This is a genomic window from Streptomyces sp. ISL-36, assembly GCF_018614205.1.
Classification (GTDB): domain Bacteria; phylum Actinomycetota; class Actinomycetes; order Streptomycetales; family Streptomycetaceae; genus Streptomyces.
Genome location: NZ_JAGGOS010000026.1, coordinates 20,329 through 35,024 on the forward strand (window position 1 = coordinate 20,329; position 14,696 = coordinate 35,024).

Here is a 14,696-nt window from a genome sequence, read left to right on the forward strand (position 1 = left end):
GGCCGTCGTGTGTTCGGCGGCCCCGGGGCGGGCGTCGGTGTGTGACGCGGCGGTCAGCGGCGCTCGGGCTTCGCGCTGCGCGACATCAGTTCCTTGAGGGCGACGATCGGCGGCTTGCCCTCGTGGACGATGGAGACGACCGTCTCGGTGATCGGCATGTCGACACCGTGGCGGCGGGCCAGATCGAGCACGGACTCGCAGGACTTGACGCCCTCGGCGGTCTGCTTGGTGGCGGCGATGGTCTCCTGGAGCGTCATCCCGCGGCCCAGGTTGGTGCCGAAGGTGTGGTTCCGGGAGAGCGGCGAGGAGCAGGTGGCCACCAGGTCGCCGAGTCCGGCGAGGCCGGAGAAGGTGAGCGGGTCGGCGCCCATGGCGAGGCCGAGCCGGGTGGTCTCGGCGAGGCCGCGGGTGATGAGCGTGGCTTTGGAGTTGTCGCCGAGGCCCATGCCGTCGGCGATGCCGACGGCGAGCCCGATGACGTTCTTGACCGCTCCGCCGAGTTCGCAGCCGACGACGTCGGTGTTGGTGTACGGCCGGAAGTACGGGGTCATGCAGGCGGCCTGCAGCCGCCGGGCGACCGACTCGTCGACGCAGGCGACGACGGAGGCGGCGGGCTGCCGGGCGGCGATCTCCTTGGCCAGGTTGGGGCCGGTGAGGACGGCGACGCGGTCGGCGGAGACCTTGGCGACCTCCTCGATGACCTCGCTCATGCGCTTGGCGGTGCCGAGTTCGACGCCCTTCATCAGGGAGACGAGGACGGTGCCGGGGGCCAGTTCGGGGGCCCATGCGGCGAGGTTGCCGCGCAGGGTCTGCGAGGGGACGGCGAGCACGGTGAACTCGGCGTCGCGGGCGGCCTCGGCGGGGTCGGTGGTGGCCCGGAGGTTCGCGGGGAGTTCGACACCGGGGAGGTAGTCGGGGTTGGTACGGGTGGTGTTGACGGCGTCGACGAGCTCCGCGCGGCGGCCCCACAGGGTGACCTCGCAGCCCGCGTCGGCGAGCACCATGCCGAAGGCGGTGCCCCACGATCCCGTACCGAATACGGCTGCCTTGGTCACTTCTTGCCCTCCCCGGCCTTGCGCCGCTGTTCGAGCCGCGCCTTGCGGTGGTCGTAGGGCTCGGCCGGGGCCTTCTCGCCGCGGACGTCCTCCAGGAGCGCGGTGATCGCGGCCATGATGACCTCGGTCGCCTCGCGCAGTACGTCGGGCGTCGGCTCCAGGTCGTAGAACCGGGAGAGGTCGACGGGCGGGCCGGCCTGCACGATGAGCGTCTTGCGCGGGAACAGCCGGAGCTTGTTCTCCTTGGCGTACGGCGGCATCGCGAGGTTGGCCCCCCACTGGGCGACGGGGATGACCGGGGCCTTGGTGAGCAGCGCGACGCGCGCGGCGCCGGTTTTGCCGGCCATGGGCCACATGTCGGGGTCGCGGGTGAGGGTGCCCTCGGGGTAGAAGGCGACGCATTCGCCGTGCTCGATGGCCTCGACGGCGGCGCGGAAGGCGTCCAGCGCGTTGGTCGTCTCGCGGTAGACGGGGATCTGGCCGGTGCCGCGGAGCATCATGCCGACGAACGATCCCTTGAAGAGGCCGGCCTTGGCGAGAAAGCGCGGAACCCGTCCGGTGTTGTACTGGTAGTGCGCGTACGACAGCGGGTCCAGATACGAGTTGTGATTGACGGCGGTGATGAATCCGCCGTCGGCCGGAATGTGTTCCGTTCCGCGCCAGTCCCGGTTGAACAGAACCACCAGCGGCGGTTTGGCGATGACCGCCGCCAGGCGGTACCAGAAGCCGATTCTGCGGCGGGACACTCGGACACCTTCCTCTGGGACTGGCGTGCAGGGGGTCAAGTGTCGCCCCATGCTCCTGGTCTGTCGAGAACACCGTACGCCCCGGGATCCCCGGGGCCGCCGGGCACCGTCCCCCGGCCCGTCGGACGCCGGTGGCGGTGTCGGGTCACAATGGGCCCCGATGAACACCGATCCGGACGACCGCTGGTCCCTGGTCGTACCCCTGAAGCCCCTTGCGCGGGCGAAGAGCAGGCTCGCCGCGGCCACCGGTGCGCTGTTGCGCCCCCGGCTCGCGCTGGCGTTCGCGCAGGACACCGTGGTCGCGGCGCTGGAGTGCCGGTGGGTGCGGGATGTGGCGGTCGTCACGGACGATCCGGCGGCGGGGGCGGCGCTTTCGGCGCTGGGGGCGCGGATCGTGGCCGACTCCCCGCGGGCCGGGCTCAACGCGGCTCTGGCGCACGGGGCGCGTACGGTACGCGCCTTGCGCCCCGCCGCCCGGGTGGCGGCGCTGAACGCGGACCTGCCGGCGCTGCGGCCGGCCGAGCTGGCCCGGGTCCTGGAGGTGGCGGCGCAATTCCCCCGGGCATTTCTCGCGGATGCCGCCGATATCGGTACGACATTCCTCTCGGCGGGTCCGGGAGTGGAATTGGCGCCTGCTTTCGGAGGTGCTTCGCGCCGGCGACATTTGTCTTCGGGGGCGGTGGAAATCCGACTGGCCGGTGTGGATTCCGTCCGCCGGGACGTGGACACCGGCGAGGATCTGGCGGCGGCGCTCGCCCTGGGTGTCGGCCCGCGGACGGCGGCCCACTGGGATCGTGCGGCCGGATAGGCTGCGGCTCATGCAGGCGACCGCGTACACGTACGACCCCGAGACCCGCAGCGGCAGTGTGCTGCTCGACGACGGCACCCCGGTGGAGTTCGGGGCCGAGGCGTTCGACGCGGGCGGGCTGCGGTTGCTGCGGCCAGGGCAGCGGGTGCGGATCGAGACGGAGCCGGGTGCCGGGGACGCCGGCCCGCGGATCACGCTGGTGACGCTGCAGACCCTCTGATCAACGGCGGCTCCGCGTCGCGGAGGGTCGGGTCGGGTCGGGTCGCGGAGGGCCGGGCGCCGCTGCGTGGGGTCGAGCCCCGCTGCGCGGATCGGTGCCGGTTGCGGTGCCGGTGGGCCGGGCGGCCGGATCTCTCCCGTGTCGTTGGGCCGAACAGGGTGCGGACGCGCCGCGGGCCGGGCTCCCCGAGGGGAGCCCGGCCCGGCGTGTGAGTGGCCCGTGACCGCGGGATGCCTTACCTGCTTACTTCTTGGCGGCGGTCTTCTTCGCGGTGGTCTTGCGCGCCGTCGTCTTCTTGGCGGGCGCCTTCTTCGCCGTGGCCTTCTTCGCCGGCGCGGTCTTCTTGGCGGCGGCCTTCTTGGTCGTGGCCGTCGCCTTCTTGGCCGGGGTCGCCTTCTTGGCGGCCGCGGTGGTGGTCTTCTTCGCCGCCGGGGTCTTCTTCGCGGTGGCGGTGGTCTTCTTCGCCGCGGGAGTGGTCTTCTTCGCGGCGGCGGTGGTCTTCTTCGCCGCCGGGGTCGCCTTCTTGGCGGCGGCCTTCTTGGCGGTGGTGGCCTTCTTCGCCGCGGCCTTCTTCACGGTCGCGGAAGCGCCGCCCGTGAGGCTGCCCTTGGGTGCCTTCTTGACGGAGACCTCGCCGCCCTTGGGGAGCTTCTTCGAGCCGCTGACCAGGTCCTTGAAGCCCTGACCAGCGCGGAAGCGGGGAACGGAGGTCTTCTTGACCCGCACGCGCTCACCCGTCTGCGGGTTGCGGGCGTACCGGGCCGGTCGGTCGACCTTCTCGAACGAGCCGAAGCCGGTGACCGAAACACGGTCCCCGCCGACCACGGCACGCACGATCGCGTCCAGCACCGCGTCGACAGCGTCGGCGGCCTGCTGACGGCCGCCGAGCTTGTCGGCAATCGCTTCTACGAGCTGCGCCTTGTTCACGTCTTCCCCTTCGGAGACATTGCCAGAACGAAAGTGTTCAAGCTTTTTCGCACGTTAGGCATGTATATACCGCAAATCAAACACGAAACGGGCTAATCACCCTAGTGCCGCAACGCAGAAGTCCCGTTGCGGAGTTCCTGGTGTCAGTCGTCTTCAGGGAATCGGCCCTCATCGAGGTCCTTCATCAACCGGTCCAGACGCGCTGCCGCGTCTGTGAGATCGTGCTTTGCCGCGGCCGTGACGACCAGCAGCTTCCGGGACAGCGCCATCCTTACGCCCTCCGGGACTTGCAGTTCGCGCACCCTTGTGTGCGCTTCCTTCAATCGGGCGGCGACTGCCTCGTAGAGCTCGAGTTGGCTGTCGCGTTCCATGCACCGATTGTGCCATCTAGGGCGAGTTGTCGCCCGACGGGGTCTCAACAACCGACTGCGCCCCCCACCGGGAGGTGGGGGGCGCAGTCGTGGAAAAGCGCTGCTCAGGCAGTAATTGTACGGGGTTTGAAGGCCGGCCTCGCCGCCTCGTAAGCCGCGATGTCGGCTTCGTTCTGAAGGGTGAGGCTGATGTCGTCGAGGCCGTTGAGCAGCCGCCAGCGGGCGTTCTCGTCGAGCTCGAAGTCGGCGTCGATCCCGGCGGCCAGGACCTTCCGCGATCCCAAGTCAACAGTGATTTCGGCCGTCGGGTCGGCCTCGGTCAGCTCCCAGAGCGCGTCCACGGTCTTCTGGTCCAGGACCACGGTCAGCAGACCGTTCTTCAGCGAGTTGCCGCGGAAGATGTCGGCGAACCGGGAGGAGATGACGGTCTTGAAGCCGTAGTTCTGCAGCGCCCAGACGGCGTGCTCACGGGAGGAGCCGGTGCCGAAGTCGGGGCCGGCGACCAGGACCGAGGCACCCTGCCGCTCGGGGCGGTTGAGCACGAACTCGGAGTCCTTGCGCCAGGCCTCGAAGAGCCCGTCCTCGAAACCGTCGCGGGTGACCTTCTTCAGCCAGTGCGCGGGGATGATCTGGTCGGTGTCGACGTTGCTGCGGCGCAGCGGGACGGCCCGGCCGGTGTGCGTGGTGAAAGCTTCCATGGTTCTCAGACCCCCACGGGCGTAGCGACGTCGTACAGATCGGCCGGGGAGGCCAGATGGCCCAGTACGGCGGTGGCGGCGGCGACCTGGGGTGAGACCAGGTGGGTCCGGCCGCCCTTGCCCTGCCGGCCCTCGAAGTTGCGGTTGGAGGTGGACGCGGAGCGCTCACCGGGAGCCAGTTGGTCGGGGTTCATGCCCAGACACATCGAGCAGCCCGCGTGCCGCCATTCGGCGCCGGCCTCCTTGAAGACCTTGTCCAGGCCCTCCTCGACGGCCTGCAGGGCGACCCGGACCGAGCCGGGGACGACCAGCATGCGCACCCCGTCGGCCACCTTCCGGCCGCCGATGATGCCGGCCACGGCGCGCAGGTCCTCGATGCGGCCGTTGGTGCAGGAGCCTACGAAAACGGTGTCGACCTTGATGTCCCGCAGCGGCTGTCCGGCGGTCAACCCCATGTACTCCAGGGCCTTTTCGGCGGCGTTGCGCTCCGAAGCGTCTTCGTACGAAGCCGGGTCGGGGACGTGCGCCGAAAGCGGCGCTCCCTGGCCGGGGTTGGTGCCCCAGGTGACGAACGGCGCCAGCTCGGCCGCGTCGATGATGACCTCGGCGTCGAAGACCGCGTCCTCGTCCGTCTTCAGCGTCTTCCAGTACGCGACGGCGGCGTCCCAGTCCTCGCCCTCGGGGGCGTGGTCGCGGCCCTTGAGGTAGGCGAAGGTGGTCTCGTCGGGGGCGATCATGCCCGCGCGGGCGCCGGCCTCGATGGACATGTTGCAGATGGTCATCCGGGCCTCCATCGAGAGCTTCTCGATGGCGGAGCCGCGGTACTCCAGGATGTAGCCCTGGCCGCCGCCGGTGCCGATCTTGGCGATGATCGCCAGGATCAGGTCCTTGGCGGTCACATCCTCGGGCAGCTCGCCGTCGACCGTGATCGCCATGGTCTTGGGGCGGGCCAGCGGCAGCGTCTGGGTGGCCAGCACGTGCTCGACCTGGCTGGTGCCGATGCCGAACGCGAGCGCGCCGAAGGCGCCGTGCGTGGAGGTGTGCGAGTCGCCGCAGACCACCGTGGTGCCGGGCTGGGTCAGACCGAGCTGGGGGCCCACGACGTGGACGACGCCCTGCTCGACGTCGCCCAGCGGGTGCAGCCGCACACCGAACTCGGCACAGTTCTTGCGCAGGGTCTCCAACTGGGCGCGGGAGACCGGGTCGGCGATCGGCTTGTCGATGTCGAGGGTCGGGGTGTTGTGGTCCTCGGTGGCGATGGTGAGGTCGAGGCGCCGCACCTGGCGGCCGTTCTGACGGAGACCGTCGAAGGCCTGCGGGCTGGTCACCTCGTGCAGCAGGTGCAGATCGATGAAGAGGAGGTCGGGCTCGCCCTCGGCGCGCCGGACGACGTGGTCGTCCCAGACCTTCTCCGCGAGTGTCCTACCCATCGCTTTCCCTCCGGCCGACGTCTACGCCGGCACAACTAGAGACCCGTTTCGCGGGCCGTTGTGCGGCCGCCTCACCAGGGTCACAGGTTCCGGGAGAAATTGAACTTGCGTTTCACAGAGTGAGACGTGAATATCGTTGCATGGACAACTCTAGCGGCGTAGGCGTTCTCGACAAGGCAGCCCTTGTCCTGAGCGCCCTGGAGTCCGGTCCGGCCACCCTCGCAGGTCTGGTCGCGGCGACGGGACTCGCACGACCCACGGCACATCGACTCGCCGTGGCACTGGAACACCACCGGATGGTGGCCCGCGACATGCAGGGCCGGTTCATCCTCGGACCGCGCCTGGCGGAGCTCGCCGCCGCGGCCGGCGAGGACCGCCTGCTCGCGACCGCGGGCCCGGTACTGACGCATCTGCGCGACGTCACCGGCGAGAGCGCCCAGCTCTACCGCCGCCAGGGCGACATGCGCATCTGCGTGGCGGCGGCCGAGCGGCTGTCCGGCCTGCGGGACACCGTCCCGGTCGGCTCCACGCTGACGATGAAGGCCGGCTCCTCGGCGCAGATCCTGATGGCCTGGGAGGAGCCCGAGCGGCTGCACCGGGGCCTCCAGGGCGCCCGCTTCACGGCGACCGCCCTGTCGGGCGTACGGCGCCGCGGCTGGGCCCAGTCGATCGGCGAGCGGGAGCCGGGCGTGGCGTCCGTCTCCGCGCCGGTGCGCGGCCCCTCGAACCGCGTGGTGGCGGCGGTCTCGGTCTCCGGACCGATCGAGCGCCTGACCCGCCACCCGGGCCGTATGCACGCCCAGGCGGTCATCGACGCGGCCGCCCGCCTCTCCGAGGCGCTGCGCCGCACCGGCTGACCGTCCCCGTCCCTCCTGAACGTCCCGGCCCACCGCTTCAACGCCGCAGCGGTGGGCCGGAGTTGTGTCCTGACGATCTCCACTCGCTCCGCGTTTCCAGTACACGAAAGAAGCCCTCCCCCGAAGGGAAGGGCTTCCTCGATGCGTACCCCCGACCGGATTCGAACCGGCGCTACCGCCTTGAGAGGGCGGCGTGCTAGGCCGCTACACAACGGGGGCCTTGCGGATCGGATCCGCGGGTGCAGATGAGCTCTGCGAGCTGGCCTACCAGGACTCGAACCTAGAATGACGGTACCAGAAACCGTAGTGTTGCCAATTACACCATAGGCCATGGTGGTTTAGACCAGTACCCCCGACCGGATTCGAACCGGCGCTACCGCCTTGAGAGGGCGGCGTGCTAGGCCGCTACACAACGGGGGCCCTAGCGATCCCGCCCGGCACCGGAGTGCCGAGCGATGTCACCGCGTGTTCACCGGGAGCGACCCTGGTGATCCGCAGGATGGATCTGTACCCCCGACCGGATTCGAACCGGCGCTACTGCCTTGAGAGGGCAGCGTGCTAGGCCGCTACACAACGGGGGCTTTGCGGATCAGATCCGCGTGGTGCAGATGAGCTCTGCGAGCTGGCCTACCAGGACTCGAACCTAGACTAACTGAACCAGAATCAGTCGTGCTGCCAATTACACCATAGGCCACCAAAACTCAACCCCCGTCGCGGGATCTTGTTCGGGTTGTGCTCCGTGGGTTTCGGCCTTTCGGCTTGCTCCCCTCGGCGCAGGAAGAACATTACCCGAAGGTGTCCGACGCTCCAAAACGGGTATCGAGCCGCAGCAGCGCGGGGAGCTGGTGGAGATCGGTGATCCGGGTCAGCTCGGGCCGCCCGCCGAGACCGCCGCGGTCCAGCCAGATACCCGTGAGCCCCGCCAGGACCGCCCCGCGGGCGTCGATGTCCGGGTGGTCCCCGACGTACGCCACCTCCTGCGGCTCCAGCGCCAGCGCAGTGCACGCGGCGTGGAAGGCCTCGGCGGCGGGCTTGGCGACGCCGAGCTCGGCGGCGCAGACGACGGCCTCGAACCGGTCCCGTATCCCGAGCACGCGCAGCTTGCGGTCCTGGTTGTGGATGCTGGAGTTCGACAGGACGGCGTGACGGTAGTCACGGGCCAGCAGGTCGAGGACGGGGACGGCGTCGGGGAAGAGCGCCCAGGCGGCCTCGTAGTGCGTGATGTACCGATCGAACCAGCCGTCGGCCTCGGCCGCGGTCAGCGCCGGCGTTCCGAGGAAGTCACGGACCCGCTCGCGCCGCTGCTCCCGGAAGTCCACCCCGCCGGCCTCGAACCGCCGCCAGTGGACGACGGTGATCTCCTGCCAACGACGGAGGGCCTGGTCGACGGAGTCGAATCCGTCGACCAGACCCTCGGCCGTGAGATGGTCGCGCATGCCGGCCAGGTCGGCTCGGGAGTAGTCGAAGATTGTGTCGTCGATGTCCCACAGGACCGCGCGGATGGTCATGCCCAGACGGTACCTCCGGCCGCCGTCAGGAGGGTTCGATCCGGTCGGCCGGAACGATCAGGAAGTCGGTCACGAAGCAGCTGGCCTCCCCCGCCTCGTCCCGGCCGATCCAGGTCGGGTAGCAGCCGTCGCCCCATCCCGACGTGAAGCCTGCGAGGTTGTGGCCGTCCTCCCCCTGGGCCATGAAGACGGCGGGCCCGTGGCCGATGGTCTCCATGGCCGCCCACACGGCGCCTTCCTCGTCCTCGGTGCCCGGGAAGGCGTGCTCGGCCGAGGCGTCGCAGAAGCAGCCGGTCCCGGCGTCCACGCCGTAGCCGAAGAACTCGTCGTCGCCCAGTTCGGCCGCGTCCTGGCCGGGCAGCAGGGCGAGCTCCCAGGAGACGGCGGGAGTGTCCTTGAGGACGAGGCGGACGGCGGCGATCCGTGTGTGGGGATGCGGTCCGGTCTCCGCGCCGGGACGGACGAGCGTGGCGACGGCCGCCTCGACCGGGTAGCGGCCGGGGGCCACCGCGGTGGTGAAGGGCTCGATCCCGCCGCTGCCCAGGTGGACGAACGGGTCGCAGGCCACCACCCGGCCGGTGGGAAGGGCCAGTTCGCCGACCTCGGCCAAGGAGATCGTCCCGGTGAGCCCGTCCTCGTAGGAGAAGGCGGTGCCGGGGGCGAAATACCGGGCGTAGTCGGGGGCGGTCATCGGCATGACAGGCGCCTTTCGGAGTGGAGCTCGGCGGACCTGACCCTAACGGCCGGGGCCGACAACGCCGCGGGGGCGGCAGCCGGGGAACCGGTTGCCGCCCCCGCGGGGATGACGGAGAGCTCAGCCCGCCAGCTTCGCCAGCGCCGCGTCGATGCGGGACAGGGTCTTCTCCCGGCCCAGGATCTCCAGCGACTCGAAGAGCGGCAGGCCGACCGTGCGGCCGGTGACCGCGACGCGGACCGGGGCCTGGGCCTTGCCGAGCTTCAGACCGTGCTCCTCGCCGGCGGCCAGGACCGCGTTCTTGAGGGACTCCGGGTCGCTCCAGTCGGCGGTGTCGAGCTTCGCGCGCGCGGTGGTGAGGAGCGCGGCGGGCTCGCCCTTCATGGCCTTGTCCCAGGAGGGCTGGTCGAAGACCGGCTCGGGCAGGAACAGGAAGTCCACGTTCTGCGTGATGTCGGAGAGGACCGTGACACGCGTCTGGGCGTGCGGGGCGATGGCCTCCCAGGCCGCCCGGTCGAAGTCCTCGGGCGCCCAGTTGGCGTGCGGGGCCTGCAGCCACGGCTCGCAGGCGGCGGCGAACGCCTTCACGTCCAGCATGCGGATGTGGTCGGCGTTGATCGACTCGGCCTTCTTGAGGTCGAAGCGCGCCGGGTTGGCGTTCACGTCGGCGATGTCGAACTTCTCGACCATCTGCTCGATGGTGAAGATGTCCTGGTCCGCGGAGAACGACCAGCCCAGGAGGGAGAGGTAGTTCAGGAGGCCCTCGGGGAGGAAGCCGCGCTCGCGGTAGAGGTTGAGGGAGGCCTGCGGGTCGCGCTTGGAGAGCTTCTTGTTGCCCTCGCCCATGACGTACGGCAGGTGGCCGAAGGCGGGGATCTCCTTGGCGACGCCCAGCTCGATCAGCGCCTTGTAGAGCGCGATCTGGCGCGGGGTGGAGGACAGCAGGTCCTCGCCGCGCAGCACGTGGGTGATCTCCATCAGGGCGTCGTCGACCGGGTTGACCAGGGTGTACAGCGGGGCGCCGTTGGCGCGCACGATGCCGTAGTCCGGGACGTTGTCCGGGGTGAAGGTGAGCTCGCCGCGGACCAGGTCGGTGAAGGTGATCGGCTCGTCCGGCATCTTGAACCGGACGATCGACTCGCGGCCCTCGGCGCGGTAGCGCTCGATGCGCTCGGCGCTCAGGTTGCGGCAGGTGCCGTCGTAGCCCGAGGGCTTGCCGGCCAGGCGGGCGGCGTCGCGGCGGGCCTCGAGCTCCACGGCGGTGCAGAAGCAGTGGTAGGCGTACCCGCCGGCGAGCAGCTTCTCCGCGACGTCCCGGTAGATGTCCATCCGCTGGGACTGGCGGTACGGGGCGTGCGGGCCGCCGACCTCGTCCGGGCCCTCGTCCCAGGTGAAGCCGAGCCAGCGCAGCGAGTCGAGCAGCTGCTGGTACGACTCCTCGGAGTCGCGCGCCGCGTCGGTGTCCTCGATGCGGAAGACGAACGTACCGCCGTGGTGCCGGGCGAACGCCCAGTTGAAGAGGGCGGTGCGGACCAGGCCCACGTGGGGGTTGCCGGTCGGGGAGGGACAGAAACGTACGCGGACGTTCGCGTTAGCCACGCTTGATCACCTTGTTGGTGAGAGTGCCGATGCCTTCGATGGTGACGGCGACCTCGTCGCCGACGTTGAGCGGTCCGACTCCGGCGGGGGTGCCGGTGAGGATGACGTCGCCCGGGAGCAGCGTCATGGCCTCGGTGATGTGGACGACCAGGTCCTCGATGGAGCGGATCATGTCGCTCGTACGACCCAGCTGACGCTGTTCGCCGTTGACCGTGGCCTGGATGGTGAGGTCGCTCGGGTCGAGCTCCGTCTCCACCCAGGGGCCCAGCGGGCAGCTGGTGTCGAAGCCCTTGGCCCGGGCCCACTGCTTCTCGCGCGCTTGCGCGTCCCGGGCGGTGACGTCATTGGCGCAGGTGTAGCCGAAGACGACGTCCTTGACGCGCTCGCGCGGGACCTCGCGGCACATGCGGCCGATGACCACGGCCAGTTCCGCCTCGTGGTGCAGCTCGTTGGAGAAGGAGGGGTACTCGATGGCGTCGCCGGAGCCGATCACGGAGGTGGTCGGCTTGAAGAAGGCGACGGGGACCTCCGGGACCTCGTTGCCGAGTTCGGCGGCGTGCTCCGCGTAGTTGCGGCCGATGGCCACGACCTTGTTGGGGAGCACGGGCGGCAGGAGCCGTACCTTGCTGAGCGGGACCTTGGTGCCGCTCAGCTCGAAGTCGGTGTACGGGATGCCCTTGATGATGTCGAGGACAAGGCCGCCTGACTCGATGGTTCCGTCGCCCTCGACGGCGCCGAAGGCGACATTGCCGTCGATGGAGAATCTGGCGATGCGCACGAGTGCTGTCGCCCCTCACTTGGTACTGGCTGGAGTCTGACGCTCCAGGCTAACGCGGTGAGGGGCGGCGACCGCCGTATTACTGTGCGGGCTGCGGGACCTCGGGGGCGGTCATGAGGACCGTGCGGCGGGGGTTGGCCGTCTGCGCCGGGAGGTCGAGACCGTGCTCCGGCTGCACGCCGCGGCCGAGCTGCTCGGCGTCCTCGAGGTGGGCGAGCGTGGTGCGGCGGGGGTTGGCCGTGGAGCGGAGCAGCATCGTCGTCTTCATCGCGAGCCTTTACAGAGCAGCGGGTTTGTAAAGCGTCAGGCTAAACGCGTCATTCCCTTCGAATGCATGGAGTAGACAACGATCTAGGTGTGAGTTTGCTCACCACCAGCCAGACAATCCAGGCATTACGGACCGCGAGTCGGGGTCACGGAAACGGACATTGCACCACTGAATGCTCCATTCCGCTCCTGATCATCGCGACTGGGACACTCGGCCCACGTGACTCTTTGGGATTAATAAGTCCGATTCTTCCCTGATCATCTTCTACGGCGGGTGACAAAATGTTCACGCGTTGTCATGCCTCCCGACGCCCCGGACACGGCCCTTGTTGGAGATCCGGCACTGTGCTGGAATTCCACGCACCGCCGCGGGTTTCAAGCCGGCGCGCAGGGGGCGCAACGCAGCGCCGGGTGAGCGGCGGGGAAGGGGGAACTGCGCCGGTCACCGACGACCACCATGGGGCGCACTCGCGTCCCACGACGCCGACACCGTCCACTCCGCTCACGCGGAAGGACGCCTGGTCCAGAGGTTGCGACGCTAGTGCAGGGACGATTCAAGAGGGACAGCACTGCTGCGGAGCAGGAGCCGCGCGCCGGGACCGACCGCGGTTCCTCGGCCCAGCACGCCCAGAAGCAGGGCAAGGGCCCGGCCGGCGACGGCGGTGACAGCGCCGCGCGTGGCGGTGCCGCGTCCGCTCCCGCCGAGCCCGCAGCCGTCAAGAAGCCGAAGGCCGAGAACGAGGTCGGGCCTCGAATAGCCCTGCGCAACTGGCGCATCTCGACGCGTCTCGTCGCCCTGCTGACCCTGCCCGTGGTCGCGGCCACCAGCCTCGGCGGCATCCGCATCAGCGAGTCGCTCCAGGACATGGAGCAGCTCGACCACATGCAGCTGCTCACCAAGCTGACCGAGGAGGCCACGAGCCTCGCCAAGGCCCTCCAGACCGAGCGCGACCTGTCCGCCGGTCCGTTGGCGAACTCGAAGCCGGCCAGCGACTACCAGATCTCCAACCCGCGCAAGGCGACGGACCGTGCCCAGAAGGCGTTCATGGACGCCACCGCGGACATTCCCGCGACCGAGGGCGACGAGGCGCTGCAGAGCATCCGTCAGAACGTCAGCCAGATCGCGTCCCAGGTCGTCCAGATCGGTGGCATCCGCCAGGAGGCGTACAAGAAGGGCGTCGCCCACTCGGTGACGGTCGAGGCGTACAGCCGTCTGATCCGCTCGCTGCTGAGCCTCTCCCAGGACATGGCGCAGGCCACCAGCAACCCCGAGATGATCAAGCGGACCCGGGCGCTCGCCGCGTTCTCGTCCGCCAAGGAGTACGCCTCCGTCCAGCAGGCGATCATCGCCTCCGCGCTCCCGGCGAGCAACAGCCGGCCCGGCAAGCTGGAGCAGGGCGACCGCCTCTACGGCTACGCCGCCCAGCAGGGCGAGAAGGTCGAGCTCAAGGCCTTCCAGACCATCTACGAGTCGGCCGGCGGCGACGCCGACCAGCTGACCGCGTCCCTGACCACCGGCAACCCGTCCATCGACGCGGCCGACAAGTACGCGGACCGGGTGCTGAGCAACGACTCCGGCATGGAGGGCCGCGCCCCGCGCGGTCACCTGAACTTCACGGACGAGTACGGCACCAAGATCCGGGCCATGAACGTCATCGAGGCCGACCTCCTCGACCAGATGGAGACCAAGGCCCGTGAACTGCGGGCCGAGTCCCAGCGCGACGCGATCATCAACGGTGCCCTGATCCTCCTCGTCCTCGGTGTCTCCCTCGTCGGCGCCTTCGTCGTGGCCCGGTCCATGATCCGGTCGCTGCGCCGGCTGCAGGACACCGCGACCAAGGTCGCCCAGGACCGTCTGCCCGAGCTCGTCAAGCAGCTCTCCGAGGCCGACCCGCAGGACGTCGACACCTCCGTCGAGTCCGTCGGTGTGCACTCCCGGGACGAGATCGGCCAGGTGGCCGCGGCCTTCGACGACGTGCACCGCGAGGCCGTCCGCCTCGCCGCCGAGCAGGCCCTGCTGCGGGGCAACGTCAACGCGATGTTCACCAACCTCTCGCGGCGCTCCCAGGGTCTTATCCAGCGTCAGCTCTCGCTCATCTCCGAGCTGGAGTCCCGCGAGGCCGACCCGGACCAGCTGTCCTCGCTCTTCAAGCTCGACCACCTCGCCACCCGCATGCGGCGTAACGGTGAGAACCTCCTCGTCCTCGCCGGTGAGGAGCCGGGCCGTCGCTGGACCCGCCCGGTCCCGCTGGTCGACGTGCTCCGTGCCGCCGCCTCCGAGGTGGAGCAGTACGAGCGCATCGAACTGGCCGCCGTCCCGGCGACCGAGGTCGCCGGCCGGGTCGTCAACGACCTCGTGCACCTCCTCGCCGAGCTGCTCGAGAACGCCACCTCGTTCTCCTCGCCGCAGACGAAGGTCCGGGTCACCGGTCACGCGCTGCCCGACGGCCGCGTCCTCGTCGAGATCCACGACACCGGCATCGGCCTCTCCCCCGAGGACCTCGCCGCGATCAACGAGCGGCTCGCCTCGCCGCCCACCGTGGACGTCTCCGTCTCCCGCCGCATGGGTCTGTTCGTGGTCGGCCGCCTGTCCCTGCGACACGGCATCCGCATCCAGCTGCGCCCCTCGGACTCCGGTGGCACCACCGCGCTCGTCATGCTCCCCGTCGACGTCGCCCAGGGCGGCAAGAAGCCCGCGCCCAAGCCGGGTGCCGGCGGCCAGGGCGCGATGCCGCAGG

The 14,696-nt window shown here is 69.8% G+C and carries 15 protein-coding genes and 5 tRNA genes; 4 read left to right on the forward strand and 16 right to left on the reverse strand.

Annotation, left to right across the window (positions count from 1 at the left end):
* Nucleotides 1–53 precede the first annotated feature (53 nt).
* Nucleotides 54–1,055, reverse strand: coding sequence for an NAD(P)H-dependent glycerol-3-phosphate dehydrogenase (locus tag J7E93_RS07185; RefSeq protein ID WP_215066542.1), 1,002 nt, complete (start codon nt 1,053–1,055; stop codon nt 54–56).
* Nucleotides 1,052–1,801, reverse strand: coding sequence for a 1-acyl-sn-glycerol-3-phosphate acyltransferase (locus tag J7E93_RS07190; protein WP_215066544.1), 750 nt, complete (start codon nt 1,799–1,801; stop codon nt 1,052–1,054). The genes J7E93_RS07185 and J7E93_RS07190 overlap by 4 nt, the downstream gene beginning before the upstream one ends.
* Nucleotides 1,802–1,961: 160 nt before the next feature.
* Between J7E93_RS07190 and cofC the strand changes: the two genes are divergently transcribed.
* Both cofC and J7E93_RS07200 read left to right on the forward strand, forming a co-directional pair.
* Nucleotides 1,962–2,609: a 2-phospho-L-lactate guanylyltransferase gene (gene cofC, locus J7E93_RS07195; protein ID WP_215066546.1), complete on the forward strand. Its 648-nt coding sequence runs from the start codon at nt 1,962–1,964 to the stop codon at nt 2,607–2,609.
* A gap of 10 nt (nt 2,610–2,619) precedes the next feature.
* Nucleotides 2,620–2,829, forward strand: a complete 210-nt coding sequence (locus J7E93_RS07200) for a hypothetical protein (RefSeq protein ID WP_215066547.1) — start codon at nt 2,620–2,622, stop codon at nt 2,827–2,829.
* Nucleotides 2,830–3,072: 243 nt separating this feature from the next.
* Here the strand turns inward: J7E93_RS07200 and J7E93_RS07205 are convergent, their stop codons facing one another.
* The 4 genes from J7E93_RS07205 to leuC all read right to left on the reverse strand — a co-directional run bounded on the left by J7E93_RS07205 (nt 3,073) and on the right by leuC (nt 6,255).
* Nucleotides 3,073–3,756: an HU family DNA-binding protein gene (locus J7E93_RS07205; RefSeq protein ID WP_215066550.1), complete on the reverse strand. Its 684-nt coding sequence runs from the start codon at nt 3,754–3,756 to the stop codon at nt 3,073–3,075.
* Between the two features lie 143 nt (nt 3,757–3,899).
* The gene (locus J7E93_RS07210; protein ID WP_215066552.1) at nt 3,900–4,127 is read right to left on the reverse strand and encodes a hypothetical protein; all 228 of its coding nucleotides are present in this window, start codon (nt 4,125–4,127) and stop codon (nt 3,900–3,902) included.
* 104 nt (nt 4,128–4,231) lie between these two features.
* The gene (gene leuD, locus J7E93_RS07215; RefSeq protein WP_215066554.1) at nt 4,232–4,825 is read right to left on the reverse strand and encodes a 3-isopropylmalate dehydratase small subunit; all 594 of its coding nucleotides are present in this window, start codon (nt 4,823–4,825) and stop codon (nt 4,232–4,234) included.
* A 5-nt stretch (nt 4,826–4,830) separates the two neighbouring features.
* Nucleotides 4,831–6,255 (reverse strand): 3-isopropylmalate dehydratase large subunit, encoded by a 1,425-nt coding sequence (gene leuC, locus J7E93_RS07220; protein ID WP_215066555.1) that lies wholly within the window; start codon nt 6,253–6,255, stop codon nt 4,831–4,833.
* A gap of 140 nt (nt 6,256–6,395) precedes the next feature.
* Here leuC and ndgR point away from each other — a divergent pair, with 140 nt between their 5' ends.
* Complete coding sequence (gene ndgR, locus J7E93_RS07225; RefSeq protein ID WP_015036427.1) at nt 6,396–7,112, forward strand: IclR family transcriptional regulator NdgR; 717 nt, start codon at nt 6,396–6,398, stop codon at nt 7,110–7,112.
* 146 nt (nt 7,113–7,258) lie between these two features.
* Here ndgR and J7E93_RS07230 read toward each other — a convergent pair.
* The 10 genes from J7E93_RS07230 to J7E93_RS07275 form a co-directional block, all read right to left on the reverse strand.
* Nucleotides 7,259–7,331: transfer RNA gene (locus J7E93_RS07230), tRNA-Glu, on the reverse strand.
* Between the two features lie 40 nt (nt 7,332–7,371).
* A tRNA-Gln gene (locus J7E93_RS07235) sits at nt 7,372–7,443 on the reverse strand.
* Between the two features lie 16 nt (nt 7,444–7,459).
* Nucleotides 7,460–7,532 (reverse strand) — tRNA-Glu (locus J7E93_RS07240).
* Nucleotides 7,533–7,620: 88 nt separating this feature from the next.
* Nucleotides 7,621–7,693 (reverse strand) — tRNA-Glu (locus J7E93_RS07245).
* Between the two features lie 41 nt (nt 7,694–7,734).
* Nucleotides 7,735–7,806 (reverse strand) — tRNA-Gln (locus J7E93_RS07250).
* Nucleotides 7,807–7,897: 91 nt separating this feature from the next.
* Nucleotides 7,898–8,620 (reverse strand): HAD family hydrolase, encoded by a 723-nt coding sequence (locus J7E93_RS07255; protein WP_215066557.1) that lies wholly within the window; start codon nt 8,618–8,620, stop codon nt 7,898–7,900.
* 25 nt (nt 8,621–8,645) lie between these two features.
* The gene (locus J7E93_RS07260) at nt 8,646–9,317 is read right to left on the reverse strand and encodes a DUF4241 domain-containing protein (protein WP_215066559.1); all 672 of its coding nucleotides are present in this window, start codon (nt 9,315–9,317) and stop codon (nt 8,646–8,648) included.
* Nucleotides 9,318–9,434: 117 nt separating this feature from the next.
* Complete coding sequence (gene gltX, locus J7E93_RS07265; RefSeq protein ID WP_215066561.1) at nt 9,435–10,913, reverse strand: glutamate--tRNA ligase; 1,479 nt, start codon at nt 10,911–10,913, stop codon at nt 9,435–9,437.
* Nucleotides 10,906–11,691, reverse strand: coding sequence for a fumarylacetoacetate hydrolase family protein (locus J7E93_RS07270; RefSeq protein WP_215066563.1), 786 nt, complete (start codon nt 11,689–11,691; stop codon nt 10,906–10,908). Before J7E93_RS07270 ends, gltX begins: the two co-directional genes overlap by 8 nt.
* Before the next feature lie 79 nt (nt 11,692–11,770).
* On the reverse strand, nt 11,771–11,959 hold the full coding sequence (locus tag J7E93_RS07275) for a hypothetical protein (RefSeq protein ID WP_215066565.1): 189 nt from the start codon (nt 11,957–11,959) through the stop codon (nt 11,771–11,773).
* A 540-nt stretch (nt 11,960–12,499) separates the two neighbouring features.
* On the opposite strand from J7E93_RS07275, the gene J7E93_RS07280 reads away from it, so the two are divergent.
* Nucleotides 12,500–14,696: nitrate- and nitrite sensing domain-containing protein (locus J7E93_RS07280; protein ID WP_215066567.1), on the forward strand; the 2,197-nt coding region annotated here is incomplete at its 3' end.

Bases quoted from the DNA above. Each gene is read 5' to 3' on its own strand.
- leuD (WP_215066554.1), bottom strand. From the start codon at position 4,825: ATGGAAGCTTTCACCACGCACACCGGCCGGGCCGTCCCGCTGCGCCGC.
- J7E93_RS07255 (WP_215066557.1), bottom strand. From the start codon at position 8,620: ATGACCATCCGCGCGGTCCTGTGGGACATCGACGACACAATCTTCGAC.
- J7E93_RS07260 (WP_215066559.1), bottom strand. From the start codon at position 9,317: ATGCCGATGACCGCCCCCGACTACGCCCGGTATTTCGCCCCCGGCACC.
- J7E93_RS07200 (WP_215066547.1), top strand. From the start codon at position 2,620: ATGCAGGCGACCGCGTACACGTACGACCCCGAGACCCGCAGCGGCAGT.
- leuC (WP_215066555.1), bottom strand. From the start codon at position 6,255: ATGGGTAGGACACTCGCGGAGAAGGTCTGGGACGACCACGTCGTCCGG.
- J7E93_RS07210 (WP_215066552.1), bottom strand. From the start codon at position 4,127: ATGGAACGCGACAGCCAACTCGAGCTCTACGAGGCAGTCGCCGCCCGA.
- cofC (WP_215066546.1), top strand. From the start codon at position 1,962: ATGAACACCGATCCGGACGACCGCTGGTCCCTGGTCGTACCCCTGAAG.
- J7E93_RS07275 (WP_215066565.1), bottom strand. From the start codon at position 11,959: ATGAAGACGACGATGCTGCTCCGCTCCACGGCCAACCCCCGCCGCACC.
- ndgR (WP_015036427.1), top strand. From the start codon at position 6,396: ATGGACAACTCTAGCGGCGTAGGCGTTCTCGACAAGGCAGCCCTTGTC.